A 26,887-nucleotide genomic window follows, 5' to 3' on the forward strand; every position below is an offset into this window, starting at 1 on the left:
CATGGTCAGAATCTCAGTTCTCTGTATTGTTTATATCTGCATGTTTCATTTTGCTGCCGGACAAAATGAGGATGACCTGCGCTTATGGGCATCAGAAATAATGGAAAGCCTGGCAGCTGATTTGGATGAAGATGTCGATCTCACCTGGTTCACCGAAGAACTGATCCGGTTGGCACGTAATCCGGTGAGAATTAACCGGGCTAGACGAGAAGATCTGGAACAGATTTTTTTCCTGAATGACATCCAGATTGAAGCCATCCTTTTCCGAAGATATCAATTAGAGAAGTTTGTTACAATCTTTGATCTTCAGGCTGTTGAAGGGCTGGATCGACGTACCATAATGTTGCTTGAGCCGTTGTTGTTATTTGACGAGGAGCCGGATGACGATCATCGATTCTTTAGGCGCAGGGGAGATCTGTTTTTTCGTTCCCAGTGGGTATTGGAAACGCCTTCCGGGTACAGGGAGAGAGAGGATGGTTCCACGCCTTTTCAGGGGAATAAACTGAAACTCTATTCACGAATGGAAATGGAGCCGATGCGTGATGTGGAGCTGGGATTTGTAACTGAGAAAGATGCCGGAGAGCCCATGTTCAATAATCAGATAAATACCCTCGATTATGTTTCCGGGTATTTGTCGTGGAAACCCAATGGAATTGTCAAGCAGGTAATTGTTGGCCAGTACCGCATGAGCACGGGTCAAGGATTGGTTTTACAAACCGCTATGGCTCCCCGTAAAAGCTCCATGACAACTTCCATCCGCAATCGCCACCAGTCTTATCGGCCTTCACTATCGGTAGCAGAGAGTGGCGGGCTCAATGGGGGATTGATTGCTTTTGGAACGGATAACTTCACAGTTGTTCCATTTGTTTCCATTCAGAATGTAGGCGGAAGAATCAGCGAAGATGATGATGGGAACAGATTTATCACAAGTATCAAAACAGATGGGTTTCATCGTACTTTAACAGAACTTAAGCAACGTAAAACAACACGTGAGGAGATTTACGGGATTTCTGCCCGATGGCATGCAGGACGTTTTATACTAGATGCCGGCTTTTTGCATTATGAGTTGGAGTATCCACTATATCCGGTTGACCGGCCATACAACATCCACTATTTCAGGGGAAGTAAAAACCAAAACGGTTGGTTTGGATGGCAAGGCAGCATTTATAATGTGCATTGGTTTGGGGAGGTTGCTTTTAACGACAACCCCGAGCCGGCTGTTTGGACCGGAACACTCTTTGCCTTATCGGGTCAGCTAAATATGGCGGTTGCGTATCGTCGCATTCCGGTTGATTTCATCGCTCCGCTTGGAGCTCCGCTAACCGAAGCCGGAAATCCGGCTGGGGAGTCGGGGTTTTATGCCGGAATGGAGTTGGGGTTGCCGGCAGGGCTCTCATTATCGGCTTACATTGACTATTTTGAACACAACTGGCTCAGGTTTCAAACCAAATCACCATCCAACGGGTATGATTTTCTGTCTGTTTTAACCCTTCGTCCTTCAAGAGGATGGGAAAATTTATTGAGATACCGCTACCGAAGCAAGATGGTTAATATCCCCATGGTTAATCCCGGTTATGAAACGGGTGAACTGGTTCAAAACCAGTTCAGATTGCAAACCAGATATTCTCCTGATAATACGTGGAGTTTTACAACTCGCGCTGATTTCCATTATGTTTCCAGGTTTGGCGAAAGAACTGAATCACCCGGCTTTCTTTTGGCACAGGATGTTCGCTACCGGCATCCCGGAGATAGGTGGAATGCGACCCTCAGGTATGCCATGATGGATGTTGATGATTATGAAACGAGGATTTATGCCTATGAACCCGACTTGCTTTACAGCTTTAGTGTTCCTTCATACTATGGAGTTGGAAACAGAGTGGTTGCCATGGTAAAATATACACCACTTCGTCGATTGGATTTGTGGGTGAGATTTTCCCGTTGGCATTATGCCAACAGGGAAACAATAGGTTCAGGAAACATGACAATTCCCGGCAACGTTAGCAGAGAGGTTCGTTTTCAGTTAAGAAAGAGGTTTTAGTTCCCTACTTCGGAAATGAATTTGATGCGCACCATCCTGATCTCTTCCTCTGAATACTCCTCTTCACCTAATTCATCCAATGCTGAGGCAACATCGTCTGTCTCTGCGTCTTCTTTAAAATAGAGAAAAATATCATCACGGTGATCTTCATCCATTACCTGATCAATATGGTAGTCGATGTTGACCCTGGTTCCACTGTAAACGATGGATTCCAGCTCTTTCAAGAGGTCATTCATCTCTATGCCTTTGCTTTCGGCTATGTCATCAAGGGGCACTTGCCTATCGATGCTTTGAATGATCGAGATTTTTAGTTTGGATTTATTGGCAACCGACTTTACTACTAAATCAATGGGTCTGTCAAGCTCGTTTTCATCCACATGTCTTTTTATCAAATCCACAAAATCCTTCCCAAATCGTTTGGCTTTACCTGCTCCAACGCCCGGCATATTTTGGAGTTCATCCAGTGTAATGGGATAGTAGGTTGACATGGCCTCCAATGATGGGTCCTGGAAAATCACAAATGGTGGAAGGTTGAGCTTTTTGGAGATGAGTTTTCGTAAGTCCTTAAGCATTGAAAATAGCTGCGGGTCAACTGCCGCTGTTCCCCCGGCTGTTCTGGTTTCTTCCTCCATCTCATCATAATCATGGTTTTTGGTCAGCATGATTGGATAGGACTTGACAAGGTAATCCAGACCTTTTTGGCTGATTCTCAGTAAACCATAGTTCTCAATCTCTTTGGTGATGAGGCCTGCAATTAGGGCGTGTCTGATTACGGCATTCCAATATTTTCCATCCTCCTCTTTGCCGGATGCAAAGAGTTCCAAATCTTCATGGTTGTAAGATTTTACACTGCTGGTGACTCTTCCTGTGAGGATATCCACCACGTGTTCTGCTTTGAATTTTTCCTTGATAACTTGTATTACCTTAATCATTTTCACAATGGAATCCTGGCCATCAAATTGTTCTTTTGGATGCAGGCAGTTATCGCAAGTATCGCAGTTATCTTCCTTGTAGGTTTCACCAAAATAGTGAAGCAGAAGTTTTCTGCGGCATAGTGAGGTTTCGGCATAGGCAACGGTTTCAAACAGCAACTGTTTTCCAATCTCCTGTTCGGCCAAAGGTTTACCCTGCATAAACTTCTCCAGTTTCTGTATGTCTTTGTAGCTGTAGAAAGTGATGCAACGTCCTTCACCGCCATCACGTCCCGCACGACCAGTTTCCTGATAATATCCTTCAAGGCTTTTGGGAATGTCGTAGTGCATAACAATGCGTACATCGGGTTTGTCTATCCCCATTCCAAATGCTATGGTGGCTACAATGACATCAACCTCTTCGTGCAGGAACTTATCCTGATTTCCCGATCTGGTAGAAGCGTCCATCCCGGCATGATAAGGCAATGCCTTAATCCCGTTTACAATGAGCATTTCCGCCAGTTCTTCTACTTTTTTTCTGCTCAGGCAATAGATGATGGCCGATTTACCTATATTTTCCTTCAGAATCCTGATGATCTCCTTCGAAGCATGAACCTTTGGTTTTACTTCGTAGTAGAGATTGGGCCTGTTAAATGATGATTTAAAAACGCAGGCATTCAACATCCCCAGCGTTTTTTGTATGTCATGCTGCACTTTTGGTGTAGCAGTGGCTGTTAATGCGATCAGGGGAGCATTCCCAATTTCATTGATAATGGGGCGAATGCGGCGATATTCCGGGCGGAAATCGTGTCCCCATTCAGAAATACAATGAGCCTCATCAACAGCGTAAAAGGATATTTTAACCTGTTTGAGAAAAAGTATGTTCTCCTCCTTTGTCAATGACTCAGGAGCAACGTATAACAACTTGGTTTTCCCCGACAACACATCTTCTTTAACCTGTGTAATGGCCGATTTGGTTAAGGAAGAGTTCAGAAAGTGAGCGATCCCGTCATCTTCTCCAAAATTTCTCATGGCATCTACCTGGTTCTTCATCAGGGCAATAAGTGGGGAGATAATGATGGCCGTGCCATCCAAAATCATGGATGGCAACTGGTAGCAAAGTGATTTTCCGCCACCTGTTGGCATTAATACAAATGTATCATTACCTGCAAGAACATTTTTTATAATTTCTTCCTGATTTCCTTTAAAGGTTTCGAAACCAAAATGTTGCTTCAAGTGAGCTTTTAAGTTGATCTGTTTAGTCATAACTTAGATCGCGTGTTCTTCTTTTTAAATTCAACTAACTATCGGCTTACCAGAGCCGGATTTTTCCCATCTCTCAAAAAAACAGACAAATATAACTTAAAATAACTAAATATCGGTCTTCCTGTGAATCACATTGTTTTTGATACAACAACATCATGTAATTCTTTATTCCGGGGGGCTTTATCTGTGTTTTACTTCGTTATATTGTCCCGGAAGTGTTCCTGATTAAAGTAATCTCCCGGTCGCTTTATTTTTAAACCTTATGATTTCATAAGGTTTAATTTCTTCATGCAGGAAGGAAAATATTCATTTCCCTTCCAATTGGTATCTTATTCTTGTTGTGGGTATATTTCCCTGAAAAGGGATAATGTAATATGATACCTTAAATCTATAATAAGATGGCTTTGTTTAATAGAATCCCAGAGTTGATATATGGCAATTACCTTTCTTAAAACTATTATTGAAATTATAAAAACTTTTTATCATATCCAACAATCAGTTGTTACAAAAAAATGAAAATCGGGTTGAATTTTTTACCGGATCAAGTGTGATTGCCTATGACCTAAATAGGTCAAGTCATCATTATTTATAAAAATTATTTTCGCAATAACAGTTAGCACATTATCTTCGCACTTTATTAATTTGTATTTTAATTGCAAATTAAAGGATGGCTGAAAGACTAAATCCCTGCTATGGCTAAAAAAGAAAAAACTGAAATGTCATTTCTTGATCATCTTGAAGAGTTGAGATGGCACATTATTCGTTCGTTCGCCTCAATATTTGTGTTTGCAATACTTGCTTTTGTTTTTAAAAGCTTTGTATTTGATGTGGTGATTTTGGGTCCCAGTCGGCCGGATTTTTTTACCAATCAATTATTGTGTCGCATTTCGGAGGTTCTTAATCTCCCTGTTTTATGCATCAATCAAGAACAGCTTAAATTTCAGAATATCCAGATGTCAGGACAGTTTGTGATGCACATTTGGGTGGCTTTTATCACGGGACTGGTGATCTCTTTTCCGTATATATTTTGGGAATTCTGGAGATTTGTCCGGCCTGCTTTATACGAAAATGAGGTGAAGCACAGTCGGGGTGCCATATTCTTTGCCAGTATTCTATTTTCACTCGGTATTTTATTTGCCTATTATATCATCACACCTCTGTCTGTTTATTTTCTTGGAAACTATCAGGTTAGTGAAAGCGTTGAGAACATCATCAACTTTGGTTCCTATGTGTCCACTATCTCTTCTATAGTTCTGGCAAGTGGAGTGATGTTTGAGTTACCAATATTCATATATTTCCTTAGCAAGGTAGGACTGGTTACTGCTGAATTTCTTAAAAAGTATCGCAGGCATGCCATTGTGATAGTTCTTGCACTGGCAGCCATTATCACCCCGCCCGATATGATCAGCCAAATCATGGTATGCTTACCGCTGATTGTTTTATACGAAGCTGGTATAGTTATTGCTAAAAGAGTTGAGAGGAAAAAAGCCATGGCATAGAATGCCGGCTTAAAACTGATATAGCTAAAATTCTATGGAAGATCAGGGTTTAGTATTACATACAAAGGATCTGGTTAAGAGATACAAAAACCGGACGGTAGTAAAAGGTGTTTCGGTTGAGGTTAAGCAAGGCGAGATTGTGGGACTGTTGGGGCCAAATGGAGCTGGAAAAACCACCACTTTTTATATGATGGTAGGGCTGATTGAGCCAAATGCAGGGGAGATTTATCTGAACGAAGAGCGAATTACCAGGGAGCCCGTTTACAAACGCGCTCAAAAAGGTATTGGGTATCTGGCACAGGAGGCCAGTGTTTTTCGTACCATGAGTGTTGAAGACAACATCAGATCGGTTTTGGAAATGACCAAATTTTCCAAGGAATATCAAAAGCACAGGGTAGAAGAGTTGCTGGAGGAATTTAGCCTTACCCATATTCGTAAAAGTAAAGGAATTCAGCTTTCCGGAGGGGAACGTCGTCGTACCGAGATTGCCAGAGCCCTGGCAATTAATCCTAAATTTATTCTTTTGGATGAGCCTTTTGCAGGGGTAGATCCTATCGCGGTTAGAGATATTCAGGAGATTGTAGCAAAACTGAAGTTTAAAAACATTGGTATCCTGATAACTGACCATAACGTGCATGAAACTCTTTCTATTACCGACAGGGCATATTTGTTGTTCGAAGGAGATATTCTTAAAGCTGGAACTGCAGAAGAGTTGGCAGATGATCCCGATGTGAGAAGGGTATACCTGGGAGATGATTTCATCTTGCGCAGAAGAACTTTTCAGGTAGAATGATGATTTTTTTAAAAAAAGCGGTCGATGTTTTGGCGAATTAAAAAAAAGCATTTATTTTTGCACCGCAATTAAGCGGACGTGGCGTAATTGGTAGCCGCGCTAGACTTAGGATCTAGTGCCGAAAGGCGTGGGGGTTCGAGTCCCTTCGTCCGCACTTTAAAAATATAAAACCGCCTGACGAACGACTTATAATCGGGAGTAGGCGGTTTTGTAATTTCTGCATATTACAATTAAGAAATCCCCTTAATATTTTGATTTTTTTAGCAGATAAAAGCTGCTCAACACAGGGGAATGTCAAAGGCATACTTGTTACATTGTAAATGCTTCATTATCTTTGCGCTGAAATAATAGAACCAAAACTGGCTGCTTTGTGATGTAAAGCGGTCAATTCGGCCAATTCATAACTAATTTTTAATTATTTTCGAATGAACATTGTAAGGGAAAACATTGACGACCTTAACGCGGTAATTAAACTGACCATCGAAAAGGACGATTATGAAAAGCGTGTGGCTGACGTGTTAAAATCATACCAGAAAAAAGCCAATATGCCAGGGTTTCGTCCCGGAAAGGTGCCTTCAGGTCTTGTGAAAAAGATGTATGGGAACGCTGTTTTAGTAGATGAAATCAACAAACTGGTTTCTGAGAATCTTTCAAATTTTTTAACAGAAAATGAATTGAATATATTGGGTGAGCCTCTTCCAAGTGAGTCGCAACAACCCATCGATTTCGATACACAGGATAGCTTTGAGTTTGCTTTCGACATTGCTCTGTCGCCGCAAATTGAGGTGAAACTTACAAAAAGAGAAAAAATTCCTTACTATACCATCGAAGTAACTGATGATATGGTGGATGGACAGATTAAAACGCTGACCAGCCGTTTCGGAACCAGCCAGAATGTTGATGTAGTTGGTAAAGAGTCGTTGGTGAAAGGTGACTTCGTGCAGGTTGACGCCGAAGGTAATGCCATCGAAGAGGGCATTACGGCTGAAGATTCAGTTATGTCTCTGGCCATCATCAAAGATGAAAAGGCTAAGAAAGAGTTTGTTGGTAAGAAAGTGGGTGACGATATTATTTTTGATCCCAAAAAAGCATTTCCCAACGATACAGAGATCTCGTATCTTCTGAAAGTAACCAAAGAGCAGGCTGCTGATGTTTCAGGTTCATTCCGCTTTACCATTAAGGAAATAACCGAGCATATTGACCCCGAGCTTAATCAGGAGTTGTTTGATAAGCTTTTTGGAGAGGGAGCCGTTACATCGGAAGAGGAGATGAAAACACGGGTGAAGGAAGATATGCAAAAGACTTTTGAAATGGAGTCTGAATACAGATTTTCTGCCGATGCACGGGAAAAACTAACAGGAAAAATTGAAATGGATTTGCCTGCAGAATTCCTGAAACGTTGGATGAAAGCCACCAACAGAGGTGAAGAGCAAATTTCTGATGAGCAGATTGATAACGATATGCCTAAATTCCTTGAGGATCTGAAATGGCAACTGATCAGAAATGAAATCATCCGCACCAATGAGTTGAAAATTGAAGAGAAAGATGTGGTTGAGTTTGCTAAAAAATCAGCTCGCGTTCAGTTTATGCAGTATGGTTTAACCAATCTGCCTGATGAGCACATCGAAGGATACGCCATGGATATGATGAAAAATCAGGATCATGGACGCAGATTTGCCGAAGGCGCTCTTTCTGAGAAGGTGATGGAGTTTGTGAAGGAGTCTGTTAAACTCGATCCAAAGGAGATTTCGCGTGAAGAGTTTAATAAACTGTTTGAGAACAATTAATGGTTTTCGCGAAAGATGTGAGCAAAACATTTATTAAATTAGCGGATTACTAACATTAATTTGACACAAATATGAGTGACCCTAAGGATTTTTACAAATACGCTACCAAGCATATAGGTATAAGTAGCATGGTGATGGACAAATACATGTCTATTGCTAACAGCTACATATCACCCACTATTATTGAGGAGCGTCAGCTTAATATTGCCAGTATGGATGTTTTCTCCAGACTGATGATGGACAGAATCATATTCCTTGGTTTACCCGTCGACGATTATGTGGCCAATATCATTCAGGCTCAGTTGCTGTATCTGGATTCTGCAGATCCAACTAAGGATATTTCAATTTATTTTAATACCCCGGGGGGATCGGTATATGCAGGATTAGGTATTTATGACACCATGCAGTACATCTCTTCTGATGTGGCAACTATTTGTACCGGAATCGCTGCTTCAATGGGAGCAGTTTTGCTTACTGCCGGAACTAAAGGAAAACGTTCAGCTTTGAAGCATTCTCGTATCATGATCCATCAGCCGATGGGTGGTGCACAGGGACAATCCGTTGATATTGAAATTACCACAAGAGAAATTGTAAAACTCAGAAAAGAGTTATACACCATCATTGCCGAACATTCAGGTAATACCTACAAGAAGATTGAAAAAGACTCTGACCGTGACTTCTGGATGACAGCTGAAGAAGCTAAGGCATACGGAATGATTGATGATGTGTTGGTTCGTGAGAAGAAGAAGTAGAGGATAATTATGGATAAATGTTCATTCTGCGGCAGAAGCCGTAAAGATACAAATTTACTGATCGCAGGTGTGTCAGGACACATCTGCGACAGTTGTGTTGAACAGGCCAAAGCCATTGTTGAAGAGGAGTTTAATAAAAATGATTCTTTTGACGTTAAAGGTATTGATCTGTTAAAACCAAAGGAGATTAAAAAGTTTCTTGATCAATATGTCATTGGTCAGGATGAAGCGAAAAAGTATCTTTCGGTAGCTGTTTATAACCACTATAAAAGGTTAATGCAGCCTTCCTCCTCAGATGAGGTGGAGATTGAAAAATCTAACATTGTGTTGGTTGGAGAAACAGGTACGGGAAAAACATTACTGGCACGTACCATCGCCAGAATGTTGCATGTGCCCTTTACCATTGTAGATGCTACGGTGCTAACCGAAGCAGGTTACGTTGGAGAGGACATTGAGAGCATTCTTACGCGACTTCTACAAGCTGCCGATTATAATGTTGAAGCCGCACAAAAGGGCATCGTGTTTATTGATGAGATAGATAAAATCGCAAGGAAAGGCGATAATCCATCCATCACAAGGGATGTGTCCGGTGAAGGTGTTCAACAGGGATTGTTGAAACTGCTGGAAGGAGCAGTCGTTAATGTACCACCGCAAGGAGGGCGTAAGCATCCTGATCAGAAAATGATTCCGGTGGATACAAAAAATATTCTCTTTATTTGTGGGGGTGCATTTGATGGAATTCAACGGAAAATCGGGCAGAGACTTAATACCCGGGTAGTTGGATACAAAGCTTCGGAAACCAGAGATGCCATCGATCCTGATAACTTGTTGCAGTACATCGCACCGCAGGATTTAAAAGCTTTTGGACTGATTCCTGAAATCATAGGACGTTTGCCGATTCTTACTTATCTTAATCCTCTTGACAGGAGTACTCTACGCAAAATTCTGACAGAACCTAAAAACTCCATAGTAAAGCAGTATGTCAAATTGTTCGAAATGGATAAAATAGAGCTCCATTTTCAGGACGAGGCGCTGGATTATGTTGTGGATAAGGCCGTGGAGTTCAAGCTCGGTGCCAGAGGATTGCGTTCTATTTGTGAAACCATTATGATGGATTATATGTTTGAAAGTCCCGGGAAAAAAACGGGAAAGTTGGAAATCACCATTGAGTTTGCACGCGAAAAAATTGAAAAAGCCAACATCGCTCTTCTTAAAGCGGGTTGATGAGATAAAATCGAATGAATTTTATAAAAAAGGAATCGTAAGATTCCTTTTTTTTTGTTTCATGCCTAAAGTACATCCTTAATAGCATGGTTTTTGTAAATTTTGAATTAAAATGTATCTTTCCTGTATTCTAATAAATTCACATAATTTGATTTTGTTATGATATTTCGTTTCGTTTTTCTGTTTCTTATTTCATTTTCAATGCTTTTGGCAGAGGCGCAAGAGAACTTGCCCATTAACGTGTCGTCTTTTAATTTGCGGTATGATACCCGGCGTGATCGTGACAACGCGTGGCCAAATCGTCGCGATTTTGTGATGCAGTTGATCAGATATCATGAATTTGATATTATTGGAACCCAGGAATTGCTGTTTAACCAGATTGAAGACCTGACGGAGATGGAGGAGTTTGCCTATGTAGGAGGGGGACGAGATGATGGCTTTACCGGGGGGGAGCATTCTACTATTTTTTTCAAAACCGACCGTTTTGGCTTGTTGGATTATGGTGATTTCTGGTTAAGTGAAACACCAGAGATCCCTTCAAGGGGTTGGGATGCAGCATTGAATAGGATTTGCACCTGGGTAAAGTTAAAGGATTTTACATCGGGAGATACTCTTTTTGTTTTTAATGCACATTATGATCATCGGGGGGTTGAGGCTCGCCAAAGGTCATCAGAACTTGTGAGAACAAAAATAGAAGAGATTGCTGATGGTTATCCTGTTATTTTTACTACTGATTTAAACTCCACTCCCGGTACTGAACCATATAATGTCATCAACAGTTTTCTATATGATGCTTATGATATAACTGAGTTACCCCCATACGGCCCTGTAGGTACGTTTAATGGTTTTGATTTAAATGCACCGTTGAATAACCGGATTGATTTTGTTTTTGTTTCCGGGCATTTCAGAGTTCATAAGTATGGAGCATTAACCGATTTTCTCAATGGACGATTTCCATCCGATCATTTACCGGTGGTTGTGCGTGTAACCTTGAGATGACTTAGGCTGTTAAAAGTATTATTGTTTTGAAGATAATTCCGAAAATTAGGGATATATAGATCAGTTTAGTGGATAGATTGAGTTAATGTTGACTGTATAAAGTGACTATAAGTTTGTTTTGACTAGTCTATCGATCAGATTTCTAATGTTCTGGTTATCTGTTTTAACAGTCAATTTCATAAAACACCTATATTTTGATGTCGTGGCTGCGGTATATTATTCTTTCAGGGGTACTTCTGATTCTTCCGATAACTGTTTCTGGTCAGTATTTCGGGAAGAATAAACCTTTTTACCGCACCTTTGATTTCCAATTGATAGAAACCCCTCATTTCCAAATTTATCACTATTTTGATGATGACTCTGTGGTAAATCAACTGGCTGCAATGACCGAAAGATGGTATCGGTTTCATCAGCAAATATTTCTGGATACTTTTTTAACCCGAAGTCCGATCATCTTTTATGATAATCATGCCGATTTTCAACAAACTACGGCCATCATGAGCCATATTGGAGTTGGAGTTGGAGGTGTTACTGAGGGGTTGAAGAACAGGGTTGTTATGCCCATGGGTTTTACATGGCAACAAACCAACCATGTTCTAGGTCATGAATTGGTTCATGCTTTTCAATTTAATAACTTAACCTCAGGAGCCGGTACTGGATTATCATCTATACAAAACATCCCATTGTGGATGATTGAAGGGATGGCTGAATATCTTTCGATTGGGAGTGTGGATGCACAAACGGCCATTTGGATGAGGGATGCACTGATGCGAAACAGCTTCCCAACATTAGAGCAAATGACAGCCTCTCATCGTTATTCGCCCTATCGGTTTGGGCAGGCTTTCTGGGCTTATGTCAGCTATAAATATGGAGAGCAATATATTCTTCGTCTGTTTCGCGCAACAGCCCGGCAAGGTTACCGTCAGGCATTGAGAGATGTTTTGTTTGTAACCCCGGAGGATTTTGCTGCAGACTGGGAACAAACTTTACGAAATCACTTGCTGGAGAATGTTAACGATAGCACTTATAATATCATTGGAAATCGTCTTATAACCAGGCAAAATGCCGGACGATATAATTTAAGCCCTTCCGTTAGTTCAGATGGAAAATATATTGTTTTCTTATCGGAAAAGGATATTTATGGTCTGGATCTCTTTTTAGCAGATGCTACCACAGGGAAAATTATAAAGAAAGTATTCAGTTCAACGCGTCACAGTGAAATTGATGCACTCAATTTTCTGGAAACTGCCGGAAGCTGGTCCCCCGATAATCGTCACATTGCCTTTGTTGCCTATTCAAAAGGACGCTCGGTTCTGGTCATATATGATGTGGAACGATTAAGGGTAAAACGTGAAATTTCACCCGAATGCGTTTCAGCCATAAGTTACCCGGCCTGGTCTCCCGATGGCCGCAGTATTGTTTTTTCGGGACAAACCGGCCTGCAAAGTGACTTGTTTCTATTGGATTTAGAAAGCGGATCTTGTCGAAACCTCACCAACAATAACTGGGCAGCCATACAACCTGCCTGGTCGCCCGATGGGAAAACCATTTGGTTTTCCACCGACGAACCTTCCCGCTGGCAAACATCACGCACCGGAGGGTTTTATAATATTGCCGAATTGAATCCTGGGTCCGGTGAAGCGCTTGTGCATTTTACATTTGACGGTGCGAGGAATTTAAATCCAATTCCGGTTCCCGATGGCCGGCATGTGGTATTTCTTTCCAATCGCGATGGTCGGCGAAATCTGTATGCCTTTGAAATTGAAACAGGATTTTTGCGACAAATAACTGATTATCCTACAGGGATAACAGGCATGACTGAACTTTCCCCTGCTATGGGGTTTGGAGGAAATACGTTATATTATAACCTTTTGTGGGGTGGCGAGTTTCAAATTATCAAAACCACTTTTGATAATTTATGGTCTCTTTCGAGACCCATCACTGACCGACAAAAGAATAATCATGCTGCTCGCCTAGTTCCCTATTCAGCAAATTTATCTCTTGTAGAGCAAAACTTGTTAGAGATGTCACCTGGTTTTGAGCCATCTGTAGAAGCTTCTCAATCGCGTTTAAGGCGACAATTTCAACTTGATTACATAGGGAACATGGGCGTAGGCGTTTCAACCGGAAGGTTTGGAACCGGGATGGCCGGAAGTGTGGAGGCTCTGTTCAGCGATATATTAGGGCGAAACTTACTTTATACTGCTGTAAGTATCAATGGAAGGATTCATGATTTTGGTGGTCAGCTGGCTTATATGAACCAAAGCCGGCGATTGCGTTTAGGTGGAAGTTTCTCCCATATTCCATACCGAACCGGTTATTATACCTATGAGAATGGTGATCCGGACATTAACGACCGGGGAGAGTTGGTTTTTTATAGCAGACGCATTTTTGAGGATAAGTTTGCCACATTTTCAAATTGGCCATTAAATCGATACCGTAGAATTGAAGCAGGTGTTGCCTATGCTTTTTACACATACCGAACCGAGCGTATTTCCACACCATCCTTTTACTATCCGGTTTATAGCGCTGCAGGTGAGCGCGTAGAATCACCGCCATCCTTTGGTGTTGGTACGTTTGATTTGGCTTTTGTTTCCGATAATTCCCGTTTTGGTATAACCTCTCCGGTTGATGGGCATCGCTTCAGAGTTCAGGCTGAACAATATTTTAACGATATGAATTACCGGGGTTTTCTATTCGATTATCGGAAATACTGGTTTGTTCGGCCCAATAGTTTTGCTCTCAGGGTATATCATTACGGGCGATATGGTCAGGATGCTGATGACAACAGGTTTTACAGATTGTTTTTAGGATATCCCTGGTTGATCAGGGGGTACAATACTTCTGCCAGTTATTCATCTGAAACGGTTGAGGGGCGTTCTATCTCTTTTAATCAGTTGGCTGGTTCTAGATTGTTGCTGGGGAATTTTGAGTGGAGACTTCCATTTAGCGGCCCCATGGACTTTGCTATGGTTCGTTCAGGGCTATTTGTCAGTGAAATGGCTCTTTTTATGGATGGCGGTATTAGTTGGGATGAAACAAGTGCTCCGGTTTTTTCGCTTACTTCCAACAGTGATGAAAACAGAATACCGGTAATGAGTACAGGTGTTACATTTCGATTTAATATTTTTGGAGTTATGGTGCTTGAAACCTATTACGCAATTCCTTTTTTTCAGCAACGTTTCCACAGAGGTGAAATTGGCTTTAACCTGATGCCGGGATTTTAATCATAGCTCTATTTAAGAAAGCTGCTGTAAAGCAGCTTAATTTTTGTCGTTACAGCCTCTCTTTTTCTATAACCATTCTGGTTTCCAGTCCGTATAATTGATATTACATTCAAGTTGATGGTTTAAAGACTCAATGTCTTTTCAAAATTGTGTGTGACCTAACGTAGGGGAATATATAGCCTTAAGACATCACACTCATTTTGCAAATTCTCTTTTTAAATTAAATAGTGCGAAAACCCGTTTGGGATAGCCATTATTTCTTTTTATCTTTAAAAGAGACGAATGAGGTTAAGAATTCGAAGAATTCTTAACCTCGATATTTATTGATTGCATCAGGGGTGAAAAGTGAAATTGATCTTTTGAATATTGGTTTCAGAGATATGGTGGATGTGAAGTTGAGAATCCAATCTGAAGAATTAGCTGTTTATCAGAATTGAAAATATCAGATTGAATAACTAAAAACTATCGCCTATGCTTACTTCAGTTTTTGTAATTGTTCCAATTGCATCGCTATTTGCGCTCTTTTTTGCCTGGTGGTTTTTCAGGCAAATGATGAAAAGTTCCGAGGGAACTGATGACATGAAACGGATTGCTGCCCATGTTCGAAAAGGAGCATCGGCATACTTAAAGCAGCAATACAAAATTGTAATCATTGTGTTCCTTGTTATCACTGTAATTTTCTCAATACTGGCTTATGGTTTAGGCGTTCAAAATAAATGGGTGCCTTTTGCCTTTATTACCGGAGGAGCCTTTTCAGGACTGGCCGGTTTTTTTGGCATGAAGGCAGCCACTTATGCATCGGCCAGGGTGGCTAATGCTTGCCGTACTTCGCTGAATGGGGGACTAAAACTGGCATTTCGAAGCGGTGCTGTTATGGGCTTGGTGGTGGTTGGTTTGGTTTTATTGGACATCTCAGCCTGGTTCTTGGTTCTAAATCATTTTATTCCTGAAATGGATGGAGGGTATAAGTTGATGACCATCACCGCCATAATGCTTACATTTGGTATGGGAGCATCAACACAGGCATTGTTTGCCCGTGTTGGTGGAGGTATTTATACCAAAGCAGCAGATGTTGGGGCAGATTTGGTTGGGAAAGTTGAAGCAGGCATACCGGAAGATGATCCGCGTAATCCTGCCACCATTGCCGACAATGTTGGAGATAATGTAGGTGATGTTGCCGGGATGGGAGCCGATCTGTTTGAGTCTTTTGCCGCCTCTATATTAGCTACAGCTTTGCTGGGTGCTGCCGCCTATATTGATAATCAGGCCGTTCAGCTCAATGCGGTGTTGGCACCCATGTTGATTGCCGCAGTAGGAACACTTTTATCCATCGCTGGTGTTTTTATGGTTCGTACACGGGAAGGTGCCACTCAAAAAGATTTGCTAAAGTCACTTGGGTTTGGGGTTAATTTTAGCGCCTTTTTAATTGTAATTGCTTCTTTCTTTATTCTGAGGTTCTTGAATATGCCAAACTATGCAGGAGTTTGGGGATCCATAGTAACTGGTCTTTTGGCAGGTATCGCCATTGGACAGTCAACGGAGTATTTTACTGCATCTGCATATAAACCCACCAGGCGAATTGCAGAAGCCGGAGAGTCCGGACCTGCAACAGTTATTATAAGTGGCATTGGAACCGGTCTTATATCAGCTGCTGTTCCTCTAATTATTATTGTGGTGGGCATCACGCTTGCTTTTTCGTTTGCAACTGGTTTCGATTTTACCATGGCACAATTAAATAAGGGACTTTATGGTATTGGAATTGCTGCTGTGGGCATGCTCTCAACTCTTGGAATCACGCTGGCCACAGATGCATATGGCCCAATTGCTGATAATGCCGGAGGAAATGCAGAGATGTGTCATCTTGGTGATGAGGTTCGTAAGCGTACTGATGCTTTGGATTCTTTAGGAAATACAACTGCAGCTACAGGAAAAGGCTTTGCCATTGGCAGTGCCGCTCTTACGGCACTTGCTCTTTTAGCATCATATTTTGAGGAGGTGCGTATGATGTTTGTAAAATTCCTCGATATGCCATATGAATTGATCAATGGCGTGCCTGCTATTGACGCTGAGTTTCTTGATTTTGTTCAGCATTATCAAATACACCTGATGAACCCAACTGTTATTGTAGGAATGTTTTTAGGTGTCATGTCGGTTTTCATTTTTAGCGGTATGACGATGAATGCAGTGGGACGGGCTGCTCAAAAAATGGTAGATGAGGTTCGCCGGCAGTTTAAAGCAAGCCCGGGAATTATGGAAGGTACGGAAGAGCCAGATTACGCTAGATGTGTTGAGATTTCAACTCGTGGTGCCCAAAGGGAAATGATATTACCATCTGTAATAGCATTATTTATTCCTGTTATTGTTGGAATCATTTTTGGGGTTCCTGGTATCGCAGGATTGTTGTTGGGAACAATATCCAGTGGTTTTGCTTTGGCCATATTTATGGCGAATGCTGGTGGTGCGTGGGATAATGCCAAGAAGTACGTTGAGGAAGGAAATCATGGAGGTAAAGGATCAGATGTGCATAAAGCGACTGTTATTGGTGATACTGTTGGCGACCCGTTTAAGGACACCTCAGGGCCAAGTCTGAATATCCTTATAAAATTAATGGTTATGGCTTCAGTTGTAACAGTTGGTGTTGCAGTTTCTTATCCGATAATAAAGTGCTGGTTATAGAAATTTTATTTTAAGCCGGACTTTGTCACGGATTAAAATTTCTAAATCACATGGAGCACAAAGTACAGGCCGGGAGCAAAATGTTTAAATATGTAAGCATATTTAATATTTGTGCTTCCGGTTATTTCTCCTTTAATTGTAGAGGCTTTTTTTTAGCTGAAATTGCGATTCCACCGGAGTGTGCAATCTCCATCTGAATTTCTTATATTTGAGAAATTAGTCATGATTTAACTATGATTCATCCAACTTTTCAGGATATTTTAAATGCTCACGAAAGAATCAGACCATATGTTCGTCAAACGGTTGTAATTGAGAGTACTATTATAAATCGTTTGCTGCATGGACGCCTTTTCTTTAAATGCGAGCACCAGCAAAAGGCTGGTGCGTTTAAATTTAGAGGAGCCACAAACGCTGTGTTTTGTTTGAGCCAGGAAGAGTCCTTACGTGGAGTAGCCACCCATTCATCCGGCAATCATGCAGCAGCATTGGCCTATGCTGCTGCAATGCGCGGGATAAAAGCCCACATTGTCATGCCCGAAACGGCTCCTCTTGTTAAGGTGGAAAACGTAAAAGAGATGGGAGGTCATATCACTTTCTGTGAACCAACCCTGAAAGCACGTGAAGAGGTTCTGTCGAAAGTGGTGAAGGATACAGGAGCGGTTTTTATTCATCCGTATGATGATTTTAATGTGATTTGCGGACAGGGAACGGCCGCTCTGGACATGATTAAGGATACCGGTGAACTTGATTACGTTTTAACTCCTGTTGGAGGCGGTGGACTGTTAAGCGGTACGTCAATAGCTGTGAAAGGAATTTACCCTGCTTGTAAGGTTATTGGTACTGAGCCGGAGAATGCCGATGATGCTTGTAGATCCTTTTACTCAGGCACTCTGGTTCGGCCTGTAAATCCGCAAACCATAGCCGATGGTTTGCTTACATCGTTAAGTGAACTGACATTTTCTATCATAAAACAGAATGTAGATGAAATATTTACAGTTTCTGAAATGTCTATTAAAGCCGCGATGGTGATGCTTCGAAAACATGCTGGAATACTCGCAGAGCCCTCCTCTGCAGTTCCAATGGCAGCCATCATGGAGAACCGTGAATTTTTTGAAGGAAAACGTGTTGGTGTAATTATCTCAGGTGGAAATATTGACCCCGGGAAGTATGATTTTTGGGATGCTGATTATTAATCTATATATTTAGTGAATATAATTATTCATCGCAATTGTCTATGTATAAAAATTGGGATTTACCAACTCCCCCTTTCTGGCTGGCTCTTATACCAATTGTTGTAACAGGAGTTTCTCTTGGTTTTTCTGTCTTTAAATTTGATGCTCAACCTCACTTTTCCTTGTTTTTGGGAGCTGCAAGTGCCGGTCTTTGTGCTTATTTCTATGGATATAGATGGGACACAATAAAAGATGGATTTAAGTCAGCTATCAACAGAACGATTCCATCCATTATCATTTTATTGATCATAGGGATGTTAATTTCTGTTTGGATTGCCAGCGGAATTGTCCCGGCTTTAATGTATTATGGATTTGTGTTTCTGATTGAACAATGGTTTCTTCCTCTGATATTGTTGTTTTCTGCCTTTATGGCTCTGATTACCGGAAGTTCATGGTCAACAATAGGCACAATAGGGGTGGCCGCTATGGGAGTTAGCCAGGGACTTGGAATTCCTCCTGCTATAACTGCCGGTGCTGTAGTTTCCGGTTCTTTCTTTGGAGATAAAATATCACCCATGTCCGATTCGACAAACCTTACTCCATCGGTACTGGGAGTAAACCTGTTTGAACATATAAGGCATATGCTTTACACGACAATTCCTGTACTGATTGTCTCGTTTGCAGTCTATGCTGTAATTGGGATTCTATTTGTCGGAAATGGAGAGGGGAGTGATGTCTCAATATACACCAAAAGCATTGTGGATAATTTCAATATCTCTGTTTGGTTATTTGTTCCTCCCATAATAGTAATATTTTTGATTTTAAGAAAAGTTCCTGCCATACCCAGCCTGATTGCTGGAGTCCTGTCCGGTGGGGTTGTTTTTATACTTATTCAGGGAGGTAGTTTTACCGCTCTTTTTGATACTGTATATTCCGGGTTTGTTTTGGAATCTGGAAATGAAGAAACAGATGCCCTTTTTTCAAGAGGCGGTATGGAGAGCATGTATAATGTCGTTTCATTGGCATTAATATCTCTGGCATTTGGAGGAATAATGGATAGCACCGGAATGTTGCATAGTATTGTTATTAAGCTTTCCTCCCTTGTCAGAACAATTGGAAACCTTACTTTAACCGTGCTTGGAACATCACTTTTTATTAATATTTTTGGAGCAAATCAGTATTTGGCTGTAATTTTACCGGGTCAAATGTTTGAGGAGTCTTATCGGGATAAAAGATTAAAGTTGAAAAATCTTACCCGTACTCTGGAAGGAGGTGGTACTCTTACGGCACCCCTAATACCCTGGAACAGCAGTGGTGTGTTTGTTTATGCCACGTTGGGAATTTCGGCTCTGGAATATGCGCCATATGCGGTATTATGCTGGCTGACAGCAATAGTTGTTGCTATTTATGGATATGCCGGAGTAACCATGCACAAATTGGAGAATGACGAACCAGAAGAGAATGAGGATGTATGATCTGCAGTCATCCGGTTTATGTTTTACTTGTTGTGTTGATTTGTGGGCATCTGATTCAGAACTGAATTAATTGTGGTATAGTGAAGGAGTGTGATGATTTTATAGAGAGGTTTAAAACTGCCTCTCAAAATCGATCCAGAGAAAATAAGATTTTTCTGGATCGATTGCGAAAAAAAAAGCCGGGAGATCTGGATGAGACTGTTGCGGGGTTTCATGACGCAGCATTTGAAAAAATCAATTGCTTATCATGTGCCAACTGTTGTAAAACAACCAGTCCCATTCTCATTGACAGGGACATAGATCGCATATCTAAAAGGTTGAGAATAAAACCGTCACAGATGATTGATGACTATCTGAATCTGGATGATGATGGAGACTTTGTTTTTAGAAGCGCTCCCTGTCCTTTTCTAATGCCAGATAATTATTGCATGATCTATGAAGATCGGCCAAGGGCTTGCAGAGAATATCCTCACACCAACAGAAAGAGATTTTATCAGATACTGAATCTTACCTGGAAAAACACGATGGTTTGTCCTGCTGTATTGGATGTGGTAGAAAATCTTAAAAATCATTATGGGAATAAATAATGGTTTACAGAAAGTTGGATTGTTACAATTAAAATCGATTTTTTTCGTTGATTATGCATGAAGATGTGAAAACGAAATAGACAGTTTAAGCCAATTGAGGGAAGTTCAGGTTTAAAGAGTGAAGAGTAATTTCATAATAGAATACAGGATTTGAAAAATTTAAGGATATTATTGGTTTTGGTTTTTCTTGCCGGAACAGTTAATACTCACGGCCAACGAGGAGGAGAATCTGTGTTTGGACTGCTTAATTTAACGCAGTCAGCACGAGTTGCTTCTTTAGGAGGAAACCAGGTTGGTTTGCACGGCCATGATTTGTCTATGCTGATGCACAATCCAGGTATGTTGGATTCGACATTGAGTCAGCAAATATCTATGAGTTATGTGCCTTATATGGCTGGCATCAACTATGGATTTTCAGGTGCTGCATACTCTTTTGAGGGTGTTGGCAATTTTGCAATCGGTTTCCACCATGTTGGTTATGGGTCTTTTGTAGCGGCTGATGAAACCGGTTTAATAACCGGTTCTTTCAGCGCCGGAGAAACGGTTGTACAACTTACTTACAGTCGGCAGCTTTCTCCACATTGGAGCGCCGGAATCTCAATAAAACCTGTTTTCAGTCGCATTGAATCATACAATTCATGGGGTATTGCTTCAGATATTGGCTTTTTTTATCGCCACAGGGATGGCTTATTAACTGGAGGAGCTGTGCTTCGGAATTATGGACATCAGATCGCTTCATATTCCGGTGGACAAACAGAGCCTATTGCGTCTGATCTGCAATTTGGAATTGCACAAAAACTTGAACACGCACCTTTCCGGTTTTCACTAACTGTGCAGGATTTGCTGGGTGGAACACTGCAATATTCTCTTCGGGATCAGGAAGAGCACGGACTGGTTTTTGGAGAGAGGGGAACGGGTGACAACTTTGTTGAAAAGGCTGCAAGACACCTAACCGTGGGCGTTGAATTTGTTCCTTCCGATAATTTTTATGTGGCAGCAGGAATGAATCCGCGTCGAAGGCAGGAGCTTAAAGTTGAGTCAAAGACCTCAACAGTAGGATTTAGCTGGGGCTTCGGAATTAGGATCTCAAAGTTTAACTTTTCTTATGGATCTGCAAGATATCATCTGAGTGGAACTTCCAACCATTTTTCTATTACAACCAACTTGACGGCCTTTTAGTATTTACTGATGGTTTTTGATGATATTTTGTAACTTTGGACGAATTCACATTGTAACTTAAGCAGCACCTTCATGTCAAAACCAGCAGACAAAATAATCATCGCCATTGATGGTCACTCCTCGTGTGGGAAAAGCACAATCGCTAAAGATTTAGCAAAGAAACTGAGCCTGATATATATTGATACCGGAGCCATGTATAGAGCGGTTACGCTATTTGCTTTGAGCCGGGGAGTCATTAATGATGGCGTTATAAATGTTGACAAACTGCAGGACAGCCTATCAGAAATTGTGGTAGAGTTTAAGCGCAATTCCAGCACCGGAGAGTTGGACACATGGTTAAATGGAGAAAACGTTGAAAAGGCTATTCGGACTCTGGAGGTCAGTAATAATGTAAGTGCCATCAGTGCATTAAAGTTCGTACGGGAGAGGTTAGTAAAACTTCAGCAAGAGATGGGGCAAAGCGGTGGAGTGGTGCTTGATGGCCGTGACATTGGAACGGTTGTATTTCCAAATGCTGATATAAAGTTGTTTATGACCGCCAGTCCGGAAGTTCGCGCGCAAAGAAGGTTTGATGAAATGCAAAGCAAAGGAGAGGACGTTTCATTTGAGGATGTTCTCTCTAATGTTCAAAATCGTGATCATATTGATAGTACACGAGCCGAGAGCCCTTTGCGCAAGGCCGATGATGCTCTGGTTCTTGATAATAGCTTCATGAACAGGGAAGAGCAGTTTGATTGGGTTTTGGAAAAGTTAAGTGAACGTGGCTTATATAAACTTCTACAGAAATGACGGAGGATTCTCTGGATATGCAGAAATTAATCATTGAGGTAGATAAAAAATCGGGCTTCTGCTTTGGTGTGGCACGAGCAGTAAAATTGGCCGAAGAATCATTAAATAATGGAGATTTATTATCCAGTCTTGGCGATATTGTACATAACGAAGAGGAGGTAAATCGTCTGAAAAAGAAGGGGATGGGTGTTTTGCCCGATGCTTGTGGTGAACACTCTAATGAACAGACCATATTATTCAGAGCACATGGAGAGCCTCCTTCCACCTATATAAAAGTTGAAAAATCCGGTGCAAAACTGATTGATGCAACGTGTCCCGTTGTCTTAAAACTTCAGGAGCGGGTCAAAAAGGCCTGGAAAGAAATGCAGTCGGTAAACGGACAGATCATCATATATGGGAAAAAAGGTCATGCTGAAGTGAGAGGGTTGGTTGGTCAAACCAATGACGAAGCGATTGTAATACAATTCCCTGAAGAGATCAAAAACCTTGCACGAAACAAACCTATCGTTCTGTTTAGTCAGACTACCATGAGTTATTCAGGATTCGATGAGATACGCAATCTGTTGGAAAAGCACCTTGTTGACCCCGATTTACTTAAGGTAAACCGTACAATCTGTGCGCAGGTTGGTAATCGGGTGCCTCATTTGCAGGATTTTTCCTCAAAATATGATGTTATTCTATTTGTGGGAGGTAAAAAGAGCAGCAATGGGCAGTTTTTGTATGAAGTCTGTAAAAAGGTTAATCGCGCAACATACTATGTTACTGGAATTACAAATGTGAAAAAGGATTGGTTTTCGGATAAAATAACTTCAATTGGGATATGTGGAGCAACATCTACTCCACAATGGCTAATGGAGAATCTTGCTGAATCAGTGAAAAGGCTGCTCGAATGAGCAGCCTTTTTTTAATCTAAATTTCTAATTTGTTTTCTGCTATATGTGCGCAAACCGCGATGTCGAATCATAATTTTATTTCGGTATCTGTTGAGCATTATCTCATTAAAACTTGATTTTTGTTGATGTACACGTGTTAAATATGGCTGTTTCTGTATTTGAAAAGTTGACCTTCGAGTTTATTATAGTTTTTGGGAAATTTGTATTATTGGAAATTAATAGTTCTGTTTAGATTTGTTATCGTTATAAAAACAATAATTTTAAACAGATTAATTCTTTCTAATATAATTGTAGAGTCAATAATGAAAGATGGCACAAATAGATAAATATTCAATTAATTAAATATATTACTATGCGGAATTTAGTTTTTTTGCTGATTTTGGTTTTATGTACAACCAGTTTTTCCAAAGCTGAGAGAAATGACTGGGAAGCACAGGATGTTTTTGCAGTTAACAAACGTCCAGCATTTGCAAACTCGTTTCCATTCAGGAATATTGATGAAGCAAGGGAAAATGAAAGAAGAAATTCGGATTATTACCTATCATTAAACGGAGATTGGGATTTTAATTGGTCTATAAATCCGTCACAGCGTCCAAAGGATTTTTATAATCCTGAGGTATCCACAGATGGATGGGATATAATTCCGGTTCCCGGAAACTGGCAGATGCATGGTTTTGGAACTCCGATTTACGTTAATGTTCAATATCCTTTTGTGGTTGATCCCCCGCATATACAGGATTTTTATAATCCAGTAGGTTCTTATGTGACACATTTTGAAATTCCTTCCAATTGGAGCCAAGATCAAGTTATTTTGCATTTTGGAGCCGTAAACTCCGCTATGTACGTTTGGGTAAACGGAGAAAAAGTTGGTTATTCTCAGGAATCCAAATTGCCAGCTGAATTTGATATCACAGAATTTCTTAAAACCGGAAAAAACAAGCTTGCTGTTCAGGTTTTTCGCTGGTCTGATGCCAGCTATATTGAGGGTCAGGATATGTGGCGCTTATCTGGAATAGAGAGAGATGTTTACTTGTACTCGTTACCAAGAACACATGTAGCAGACTTTTTTGTCAAGGCAGGCTTAACCTCAAATTATCGTGATGGATTATTGAATCTGGATGTAGAATTAAATGAGGTAAAGCCGGGGTATTCAGTTGATGTTAAGTTGGTGGACGCAAATGGGAGTCCTGTTTTTAACGAAACAAAGGCTGTTAATAATAACAAGTTGAATTTTGACCACAGGCTTCGTCGTGTAAATCAGTGGAGTGCTGAAAATCCTTACCTATACCAATTGTTTATTACACTAAAGGATAATCAAAACAAGGTTGTTGATATCAGAACTTCGCGGGTAGGTTTCAGAACCGTAGAATTAAAGAACCGTCAGCTCTTGGTTAATGGTCAGCCGGTCTTGCTAAAGGGAGTTAATCGTCACGATCATGATATGATCAATGGTCACTATATTACCCGTGAAGCAATGGAGGCAGATATTAAACTGATGAAGGAGTTTAATATTAATGCCGTTCGTACTGCTCACTATCCCAATGATTCATATTTATATGAATTGTGCGACATCTATGGCATGTATGTGGTAAATGAGGCGAATATAGAATCTCATGGACTTGGTGTGTATGATGTTCCGGATAATGGATACAATATGAATAACATCCTTGCACGTGATCCTGATTGGCTTGCTCCAAAGATGGATCGCATGAAGAGATTGGTGCAAAGAGATAAGAATCACCCTTCAGTTATAATCTGGTCGCTTGGAAATGAAGCCGGACGTGGAGAAAATTTCCGTCAGCTTTATAAAGCAACAAAGGAGTGGGATCCAACGCGGCTTGTTCAGTATGAACAAGCATTTACAGAGGATTACACTGATATTGTAGCCCCTATGTACATGCCTATACCAGAGATGAAGGACTTTTTAAAGTTAAATGATCACCGTCCATTAATTTTGTGCGAATACTCTCATGGTATGGGTAACAGTAATGGGAACATTATTGATTATTGGGAATTGATCAGAAAAGAGCGTCAGTTACAGGGAGGTTTTATTTGGGACTGGATGGATCAGGGATTGTTACAACATACTGCTGATGGAACTCCTTATATTGCTTATGGGGGCGACTTTGGACCACATGATGTACCATCCGATGGTGATTTTTGTATGAATGGAATTGTCTTTGCCGACAGAACCCCAAAACCTGCATTGTGGGAAGTGAAAAAAGCCTATCAAAATTTCTGGTTTACAGCCAATGATTTATCTAGAGGTCGAATTCGAATTTTTAATGAGCATTTTTTCCGCACCACTGAGCCTTATGACTTTACCTACGAGATCAAGTCAGAAGGGAAAGTTGTTAGCAAGGGTACCATTGATTTTAGGCGACCCATTGCTGCTCAAGGGGATGCCGTGGTGAATATTCCTATGGATTTTTCAGCTGAACCAGGTAAAGAGTATTTTCTTAATCTATATGCAACTTTAAAGAATGACGAAGGAATGCTAAGTGCCAACCATGTGGTTGCCACAGAGCAATTTTTGCTTCCGGTTTTTGTAGCTAAGGATGAAGCACCTCTAGACTATCCTTCTCTTGCATTGACAGAGAGTGATAAACACTATTACTTTTTGGGAAAAGACTTTGCCATTATCATGGATAAATCGACCGGTAATATTTCTGACTGGAAATATGCAGGAAGAGATATGTTGCGTCGTTCATTACAACCTAACTTCTGGAGGGTTCCCACCAGCAACGACAAGGGAAACAATATGCCAAACCGCCTGTCGGTGTGGAGAAATGTACAGGGAGAGCGCACTTTGGAGTCCATTGATGTAACCAAAGAACAGGATGGAATCTATCGCGTAGAGGTTGCATCCACAATATCCCCTTCTTTATCGGTTTATAATGTAACCTACTTAATAAAGGGAGACGGTAGCGTTGATGTATCGGTTTACTTTAATAAGGTAGATGAAAGCCTGCCAGAATTGCCTCGCTTTGGAATGAATTTGATAATGCCAGGTGAATTTAATTATGTAACCTGGTATGGCAAGGGTCCATTTGAAACCTATCAGGACAGGGAGTCGGCAGCTTTTGTTGATTTATACAGTGGAAGAGTAATTGATCAGCATACTCCTTATCCTGTGCCTCAGGAGAGTGGTAATAAGACGCATGTACGTTGGTTTGAGGTCTCCAATGAGAGAGGCTTTGGGTTGCGAATTGATGGAAAGCAACCTTTAAATTCAAGTACTTATCATTTTACCATTGATGATCTTGGGAACAACCTGACTCATTATTATGAATTGCCTCAAAGAAATATCACAGAAGTGAATATCGATTTGGAGCAGATGGGTGTTGGGGGAGATAATAGTTGGGGTAACCATACTCATGACCAATATAAATTGCTGGATTCGGAGTATAGCTATCAGTTTACAATTACTCCCTTTAGGAAATAATTCAATCAATGAAGTTATACAAACAGAGCTGTGGTTTAATTAACCACAGCTCTTGTTATCTCTAGCCCATCTCAATATAGCTAAAATTATCACATGAATTAATAAGTGCTCTTCATGCGGGAAACGACCCATGAGATAGCTTTTCTCACACAGAGGAATCGAAGATCGGCGTAGC

17 protein-coding genes and 1 tRNA gene are annotated in these 26,887 nt (G+C 40.9%); 17 read left to right on the forward strand and 1 reads right to left on the reverse strand.

Annotation, left to right across the window (positions count from 1 at the left end; all coding sequences use genetic code 11):
* The first annotated feature begins 1 nt into the window (after nt 1).
* Nucleotides 2-2,038 carry a ComEA family DNA-binding protein gene (locus tag B5X70_RS01100; protein ID WP_079556003.1) on the forward strand — a complete coding sequence of 679 codons (2,037 nt, stop codon included), beginning with the start codon at nt 2-4 and terminating at the stop codon, nt 2,036-2,038.
* Here the strand turns inward: B5X70_RS01100 and recQ are convergent.
* Complete coding sequence (gene recQ / locus B5X70_RS01105) at nt 2,035-4,215, reverse strand: DNA helicase RecQ (RefSeq protein WP_079556004.1); 2,181 nt, start codon at nt 4,213-4,215, stop codon at nt 2,035-2,037. The two genes, B5X70_RS01100 and recQ, sit on opposite strands and share 4 nt — an antisense overlap.
* 692 nt (nt 4,216-4,907) lie before the next feature.
* Between recQ and tatC the strand changes: the two genes are divergently transcribed.
* From tatC to B5X70_RS01185, 16 genes are all read left to right on the forward strand, one after another.
* Nucleotides 4,908-5,714, forward strand: coding sequence for a twin-arginine translocase subunit TatC (tatC, locus tag B5X70_RS01110; protein ID WP_079556005.1), 807 nt, complete (start codon nt 4,908-4,910; stop codon nt 5,712-5,714).
* A 34-nt stretch (nt 5,715-5,748) separates the two neighbouring features.
* A complete protein-coding gene (lptB, locus tag B5X70_RS01115; protein ID WP_079556006.1) occupies nt 5,749-6,507 on the forward strand; it encodes an LPS export ABC transporter ATP-binding protein in 759 nt (252 codons plus the stop codon).
* 72 nt (nt 6,508-6,579) lie between these two features.
* Nucleotides 6,580-6,661, forward strand: a tRNA-Leu gene (locus B5X70_RS01120).
* A 271-nt stretch (nt 6,662-6,932) separates the two neighbouring features.
* Nucleotides 6,933-8,294, forward strand: a complete 1,362-nt coding sequence (gene tig, locus B5X70_RS01125) for a trigger factor (protein ID WP_079556007.1) — start codon at nt 6,933-6,935, stop codon at nt 8,292-8,294.
* 71 nt (nt 8,295-8,365) lie between these two features.
* On the forward strand, nt 8,366-9,046 hold the full coding sequence (clpP, locus tag B5X70_RS01130) for an ATP-dependent Clp endopeptidase proteolytic subunit ClpP (RefSeq protein ID WP_079556009.1): 681 nt from the start codon (nt 8,366-8,368) through the stop codon (nt 9,044-9,046).
* 9 nt (nt 9,047-9,055) lie between these two features.
* On the forward strand, nt 9,056-10,270 hold the full coding sequence (clpX, locus tag B5X70_RS01135; protein WP_079556010.1) for an ATP-dependent Clp protease ATP-binding subunit ClpX: 1,215 nt from the start codon (nt 9,056-9,058) through the stop codon (nt 10,268-10,270).
* 159 nt (nt 10,271-10,429) lie between these two features.
* Entirely contained in the window at nt 10,430-11,269 is an 840-nt protein-coding gene (locus B5X70_RS01140; RefSeq protein ID WP_079556011.1) for an endonuclease/exonuclease/phosphatase family protein, read from the forward strand.
* Between the two features lie 197 nt (nt 11,270-11,466).
* On the forward strand, nt 11,467-14,496 hold the full coding sequence (locus B5X70_RS01145; protein ID WP_079556012.1) for a basic secretory protein-like protein: 3,030 nt from the start codon (nt 11,467-11,469) through the stop codon (nt 14,494-14,496).
* A gap of 471 nt (nt 14,497-14,967) precedes the next feature.
* A complete protein-coding gene (locus tag B5X70_RS01150) occupies nt 14,968-17,172 on the forward strand; it encodes a sodium-translocating pyrophosphatase (RefSeq protein ID WP_079556014.1) in 2,205 nt (734 codons plus the stop codon).
* Between the two features lie 233 nt (nt 17,173-17,405).
* Nucleotides 17,406-18,365: a pyridoxal-phosphate dependent enzyme gene (locus B5X70_RS01155; RefSeq protein ID WP_079556016.1), complete on the forward strand. Its 960-nt coding sequence runs from the start codon at nt 17,406-17,408 to the stop codon at nt 18,363-18,365.
* Nucleotides 18,366-18,406: 41 nt separating this feature from the next.
* Nucleotides 18,407-19,819, forward strand: a complete 1,413-nt coding sequence (gene nhaC / locus B5X70_RS01160; RefSeq protein WP_079556018.1) for a Na+/H+ antiporter NhaC — start codon at nt 18,407-18,409, stop codon at nt 19,817-19,819.
* A gap of 80 nt (nt 19,820-19,899) precedes the next feature.
* Nucleotides 19,900-20,406 (forward strand): YkgJ family cysteine cluster protein, encoded by a 507-nt coding sequence (locus B5X70_RS01165; protein ID WP_232468409.1) that lies wholly within the window; start codon nt 19,900-19,902, stop codon nt 20,404-20,406.
* A gap of 150 nt (nt 20,407-20,556) precedes the next feature.
* Nucleotides 20,557-21,585, forward strand: a complete 1,029-nt coding sequence (porQ, locus tag B5X70_RS01170; protein WP_079556020.1) for a type IX secretion system protein PorQ — start codon at nt 20,557-20,559, stop codon at nt 21,583-21,585.
* A gap of 72 nt (nt 21,586-21,657) precedes the next feature.
* Nucleotides 21,658-22,374, forward strand: a complete 717-nt coding sequence (gene cmk, locus B5X70_RS01175; protein ID WP_079556021.1) for a (d)CMP kinase — start codon at nt 21,658-21,660, stop codon at nt 22,372-22,374.
* Complete coding sequence (locus tag B5X70_RS01180) at nt 22,371-23,267, forward strand: 4-hydroxy-3-methylbut-2-enyl diphosphate reductase (protein WP_079556022.1); 897 nt, start codon at nt 22,371-22,373, stop codon at nt 23,265-23,267. The genes cmk and B5X70_RS01180 overlap by 4 nt, the downstream gene beginning before the upstream one ends.
* Before the next feature lie 352 nt (nt 23,268-23,619).
* Nucleotides 23,620-26,712, forward strand: a complete 3,093-nt coding sequence (locus tag B5X70_RS01185; RefSeq protein WP_079556023.1) for a beta-galactosidase, LacZ type — start codon at nt 23,620-23,622, stop codon at nt 26,710-26,712.
* Nucleotides 26,713-26,887 lie beyond the last annotated feature (175 nt).

The organism is Alkalitalea saponilacus, assembly GCF_900168165.1.
Taxonomy (GTDB): Bacteria; Bacteroidota; Bacteroidia; order Bacteroidales; family Marinilabiliaceae; genus Natronoflexus; species Natronoflexus saponilacus.

Bases quoted from the DNA above. Each gene is read 5' to 3' on its own strand.
- B5X70_RS01150 (WP_079556014.1), top strand. From the start codon at position 14,968: ATGCTTACTTCAGTTTTTGTAATTGTTCCAATTGCATCGCTATTTGCG.
- B5X70_RS01145 (WP_079556012.1), top strand. From the start codon at position 11,467: ATGTCGTGGCTGCGGTATATTATTCTTTCAGGGGTACTTCTGATTCTT.
- nhaC (WP_079556018.1), top strand. From the start codon at position 18,407: ATGTATAAAAATTGGGATTTACCAACTCCCCCTTTCTGGCTGGCTCTT.
- lptB (WP_079556006.1), top strand. From the start codon at position 5,749: ATGGAAGATCAGGGTTTAGTATTACATACAAAGGATCTGGTTAAGAGA.
- clpX (WP_079556010.1), top strand. From the start codon at position 9,056: ATGGATAAATGTTCATTCTGCGGCAGAAGCCGTAAAGATACAAATTTA.
- tatC (WP_079556005.1), top strand. From the start codon at position 4,908: ATGGCTAAAAAAGAAAAAACTGAAATGTCATTTCTTGATCATCTTGAA.
- B5X70_RS01100 (WP_079556003.1), top strand. From the start codon at position 2: ATGGTCAGAATCTCAGTTCTCTGTATTGTTTATATCTGCATGTTTCAT.
- B5X70_RS01180 (WP_079556022.1), top strand. From the start codon at position 22,371: ATGACGGAGGATTCTCTGGATATGCAGAAATTAATCATTGAGGTAGAT.
- B5X70_RS01185 (WP_079556023.1), top strand. From the start codon at position 23,620: ATGCGGAATTTAGTTTTTTTGCTGATTTTGGTTTTATGTACAACCAGT.
- B5X70_RS01155 (WP_079556016.1), top strand. From the start codon at position 17,406: ATGATTCATCCAACTTTTCAGGATATTTTAAATGCTCACGAAAGAATC.
- B5X70_RS01140 (WP_079556011.1), top strand. From the start codon at position 10,430: ATGATATTTCGTTTCGTTTTTCTGTTTCTTATTTCATTTTCAATGCTT.
- clpP (WP_079556009.1), top strand. From the start codon at position 8,366: ATGAGTGACCCTAAGGATTTTTACAAATACGCTACCAAGCATATAGGT.
- tig (WP_079556007.1), top strand. From the start codon at position 6,933: ATGAACATTGTAAGGGAAAACATTGACGACCTTAACGCGGTAATTAAA.
- recQ (WP_079556004.1), bottom strand. From the start codon at position 4,215: ATGACTAAACAGATCAACTTAAAAGCTCACTTGAAGCAACATTTTGGT.
- cmk (WP_079556021.1), top strand. From the start codon at position 21,658: ATGTCAAAACCAGCAGACAAAATAATCATCGCCATTGATGGTCACTCC.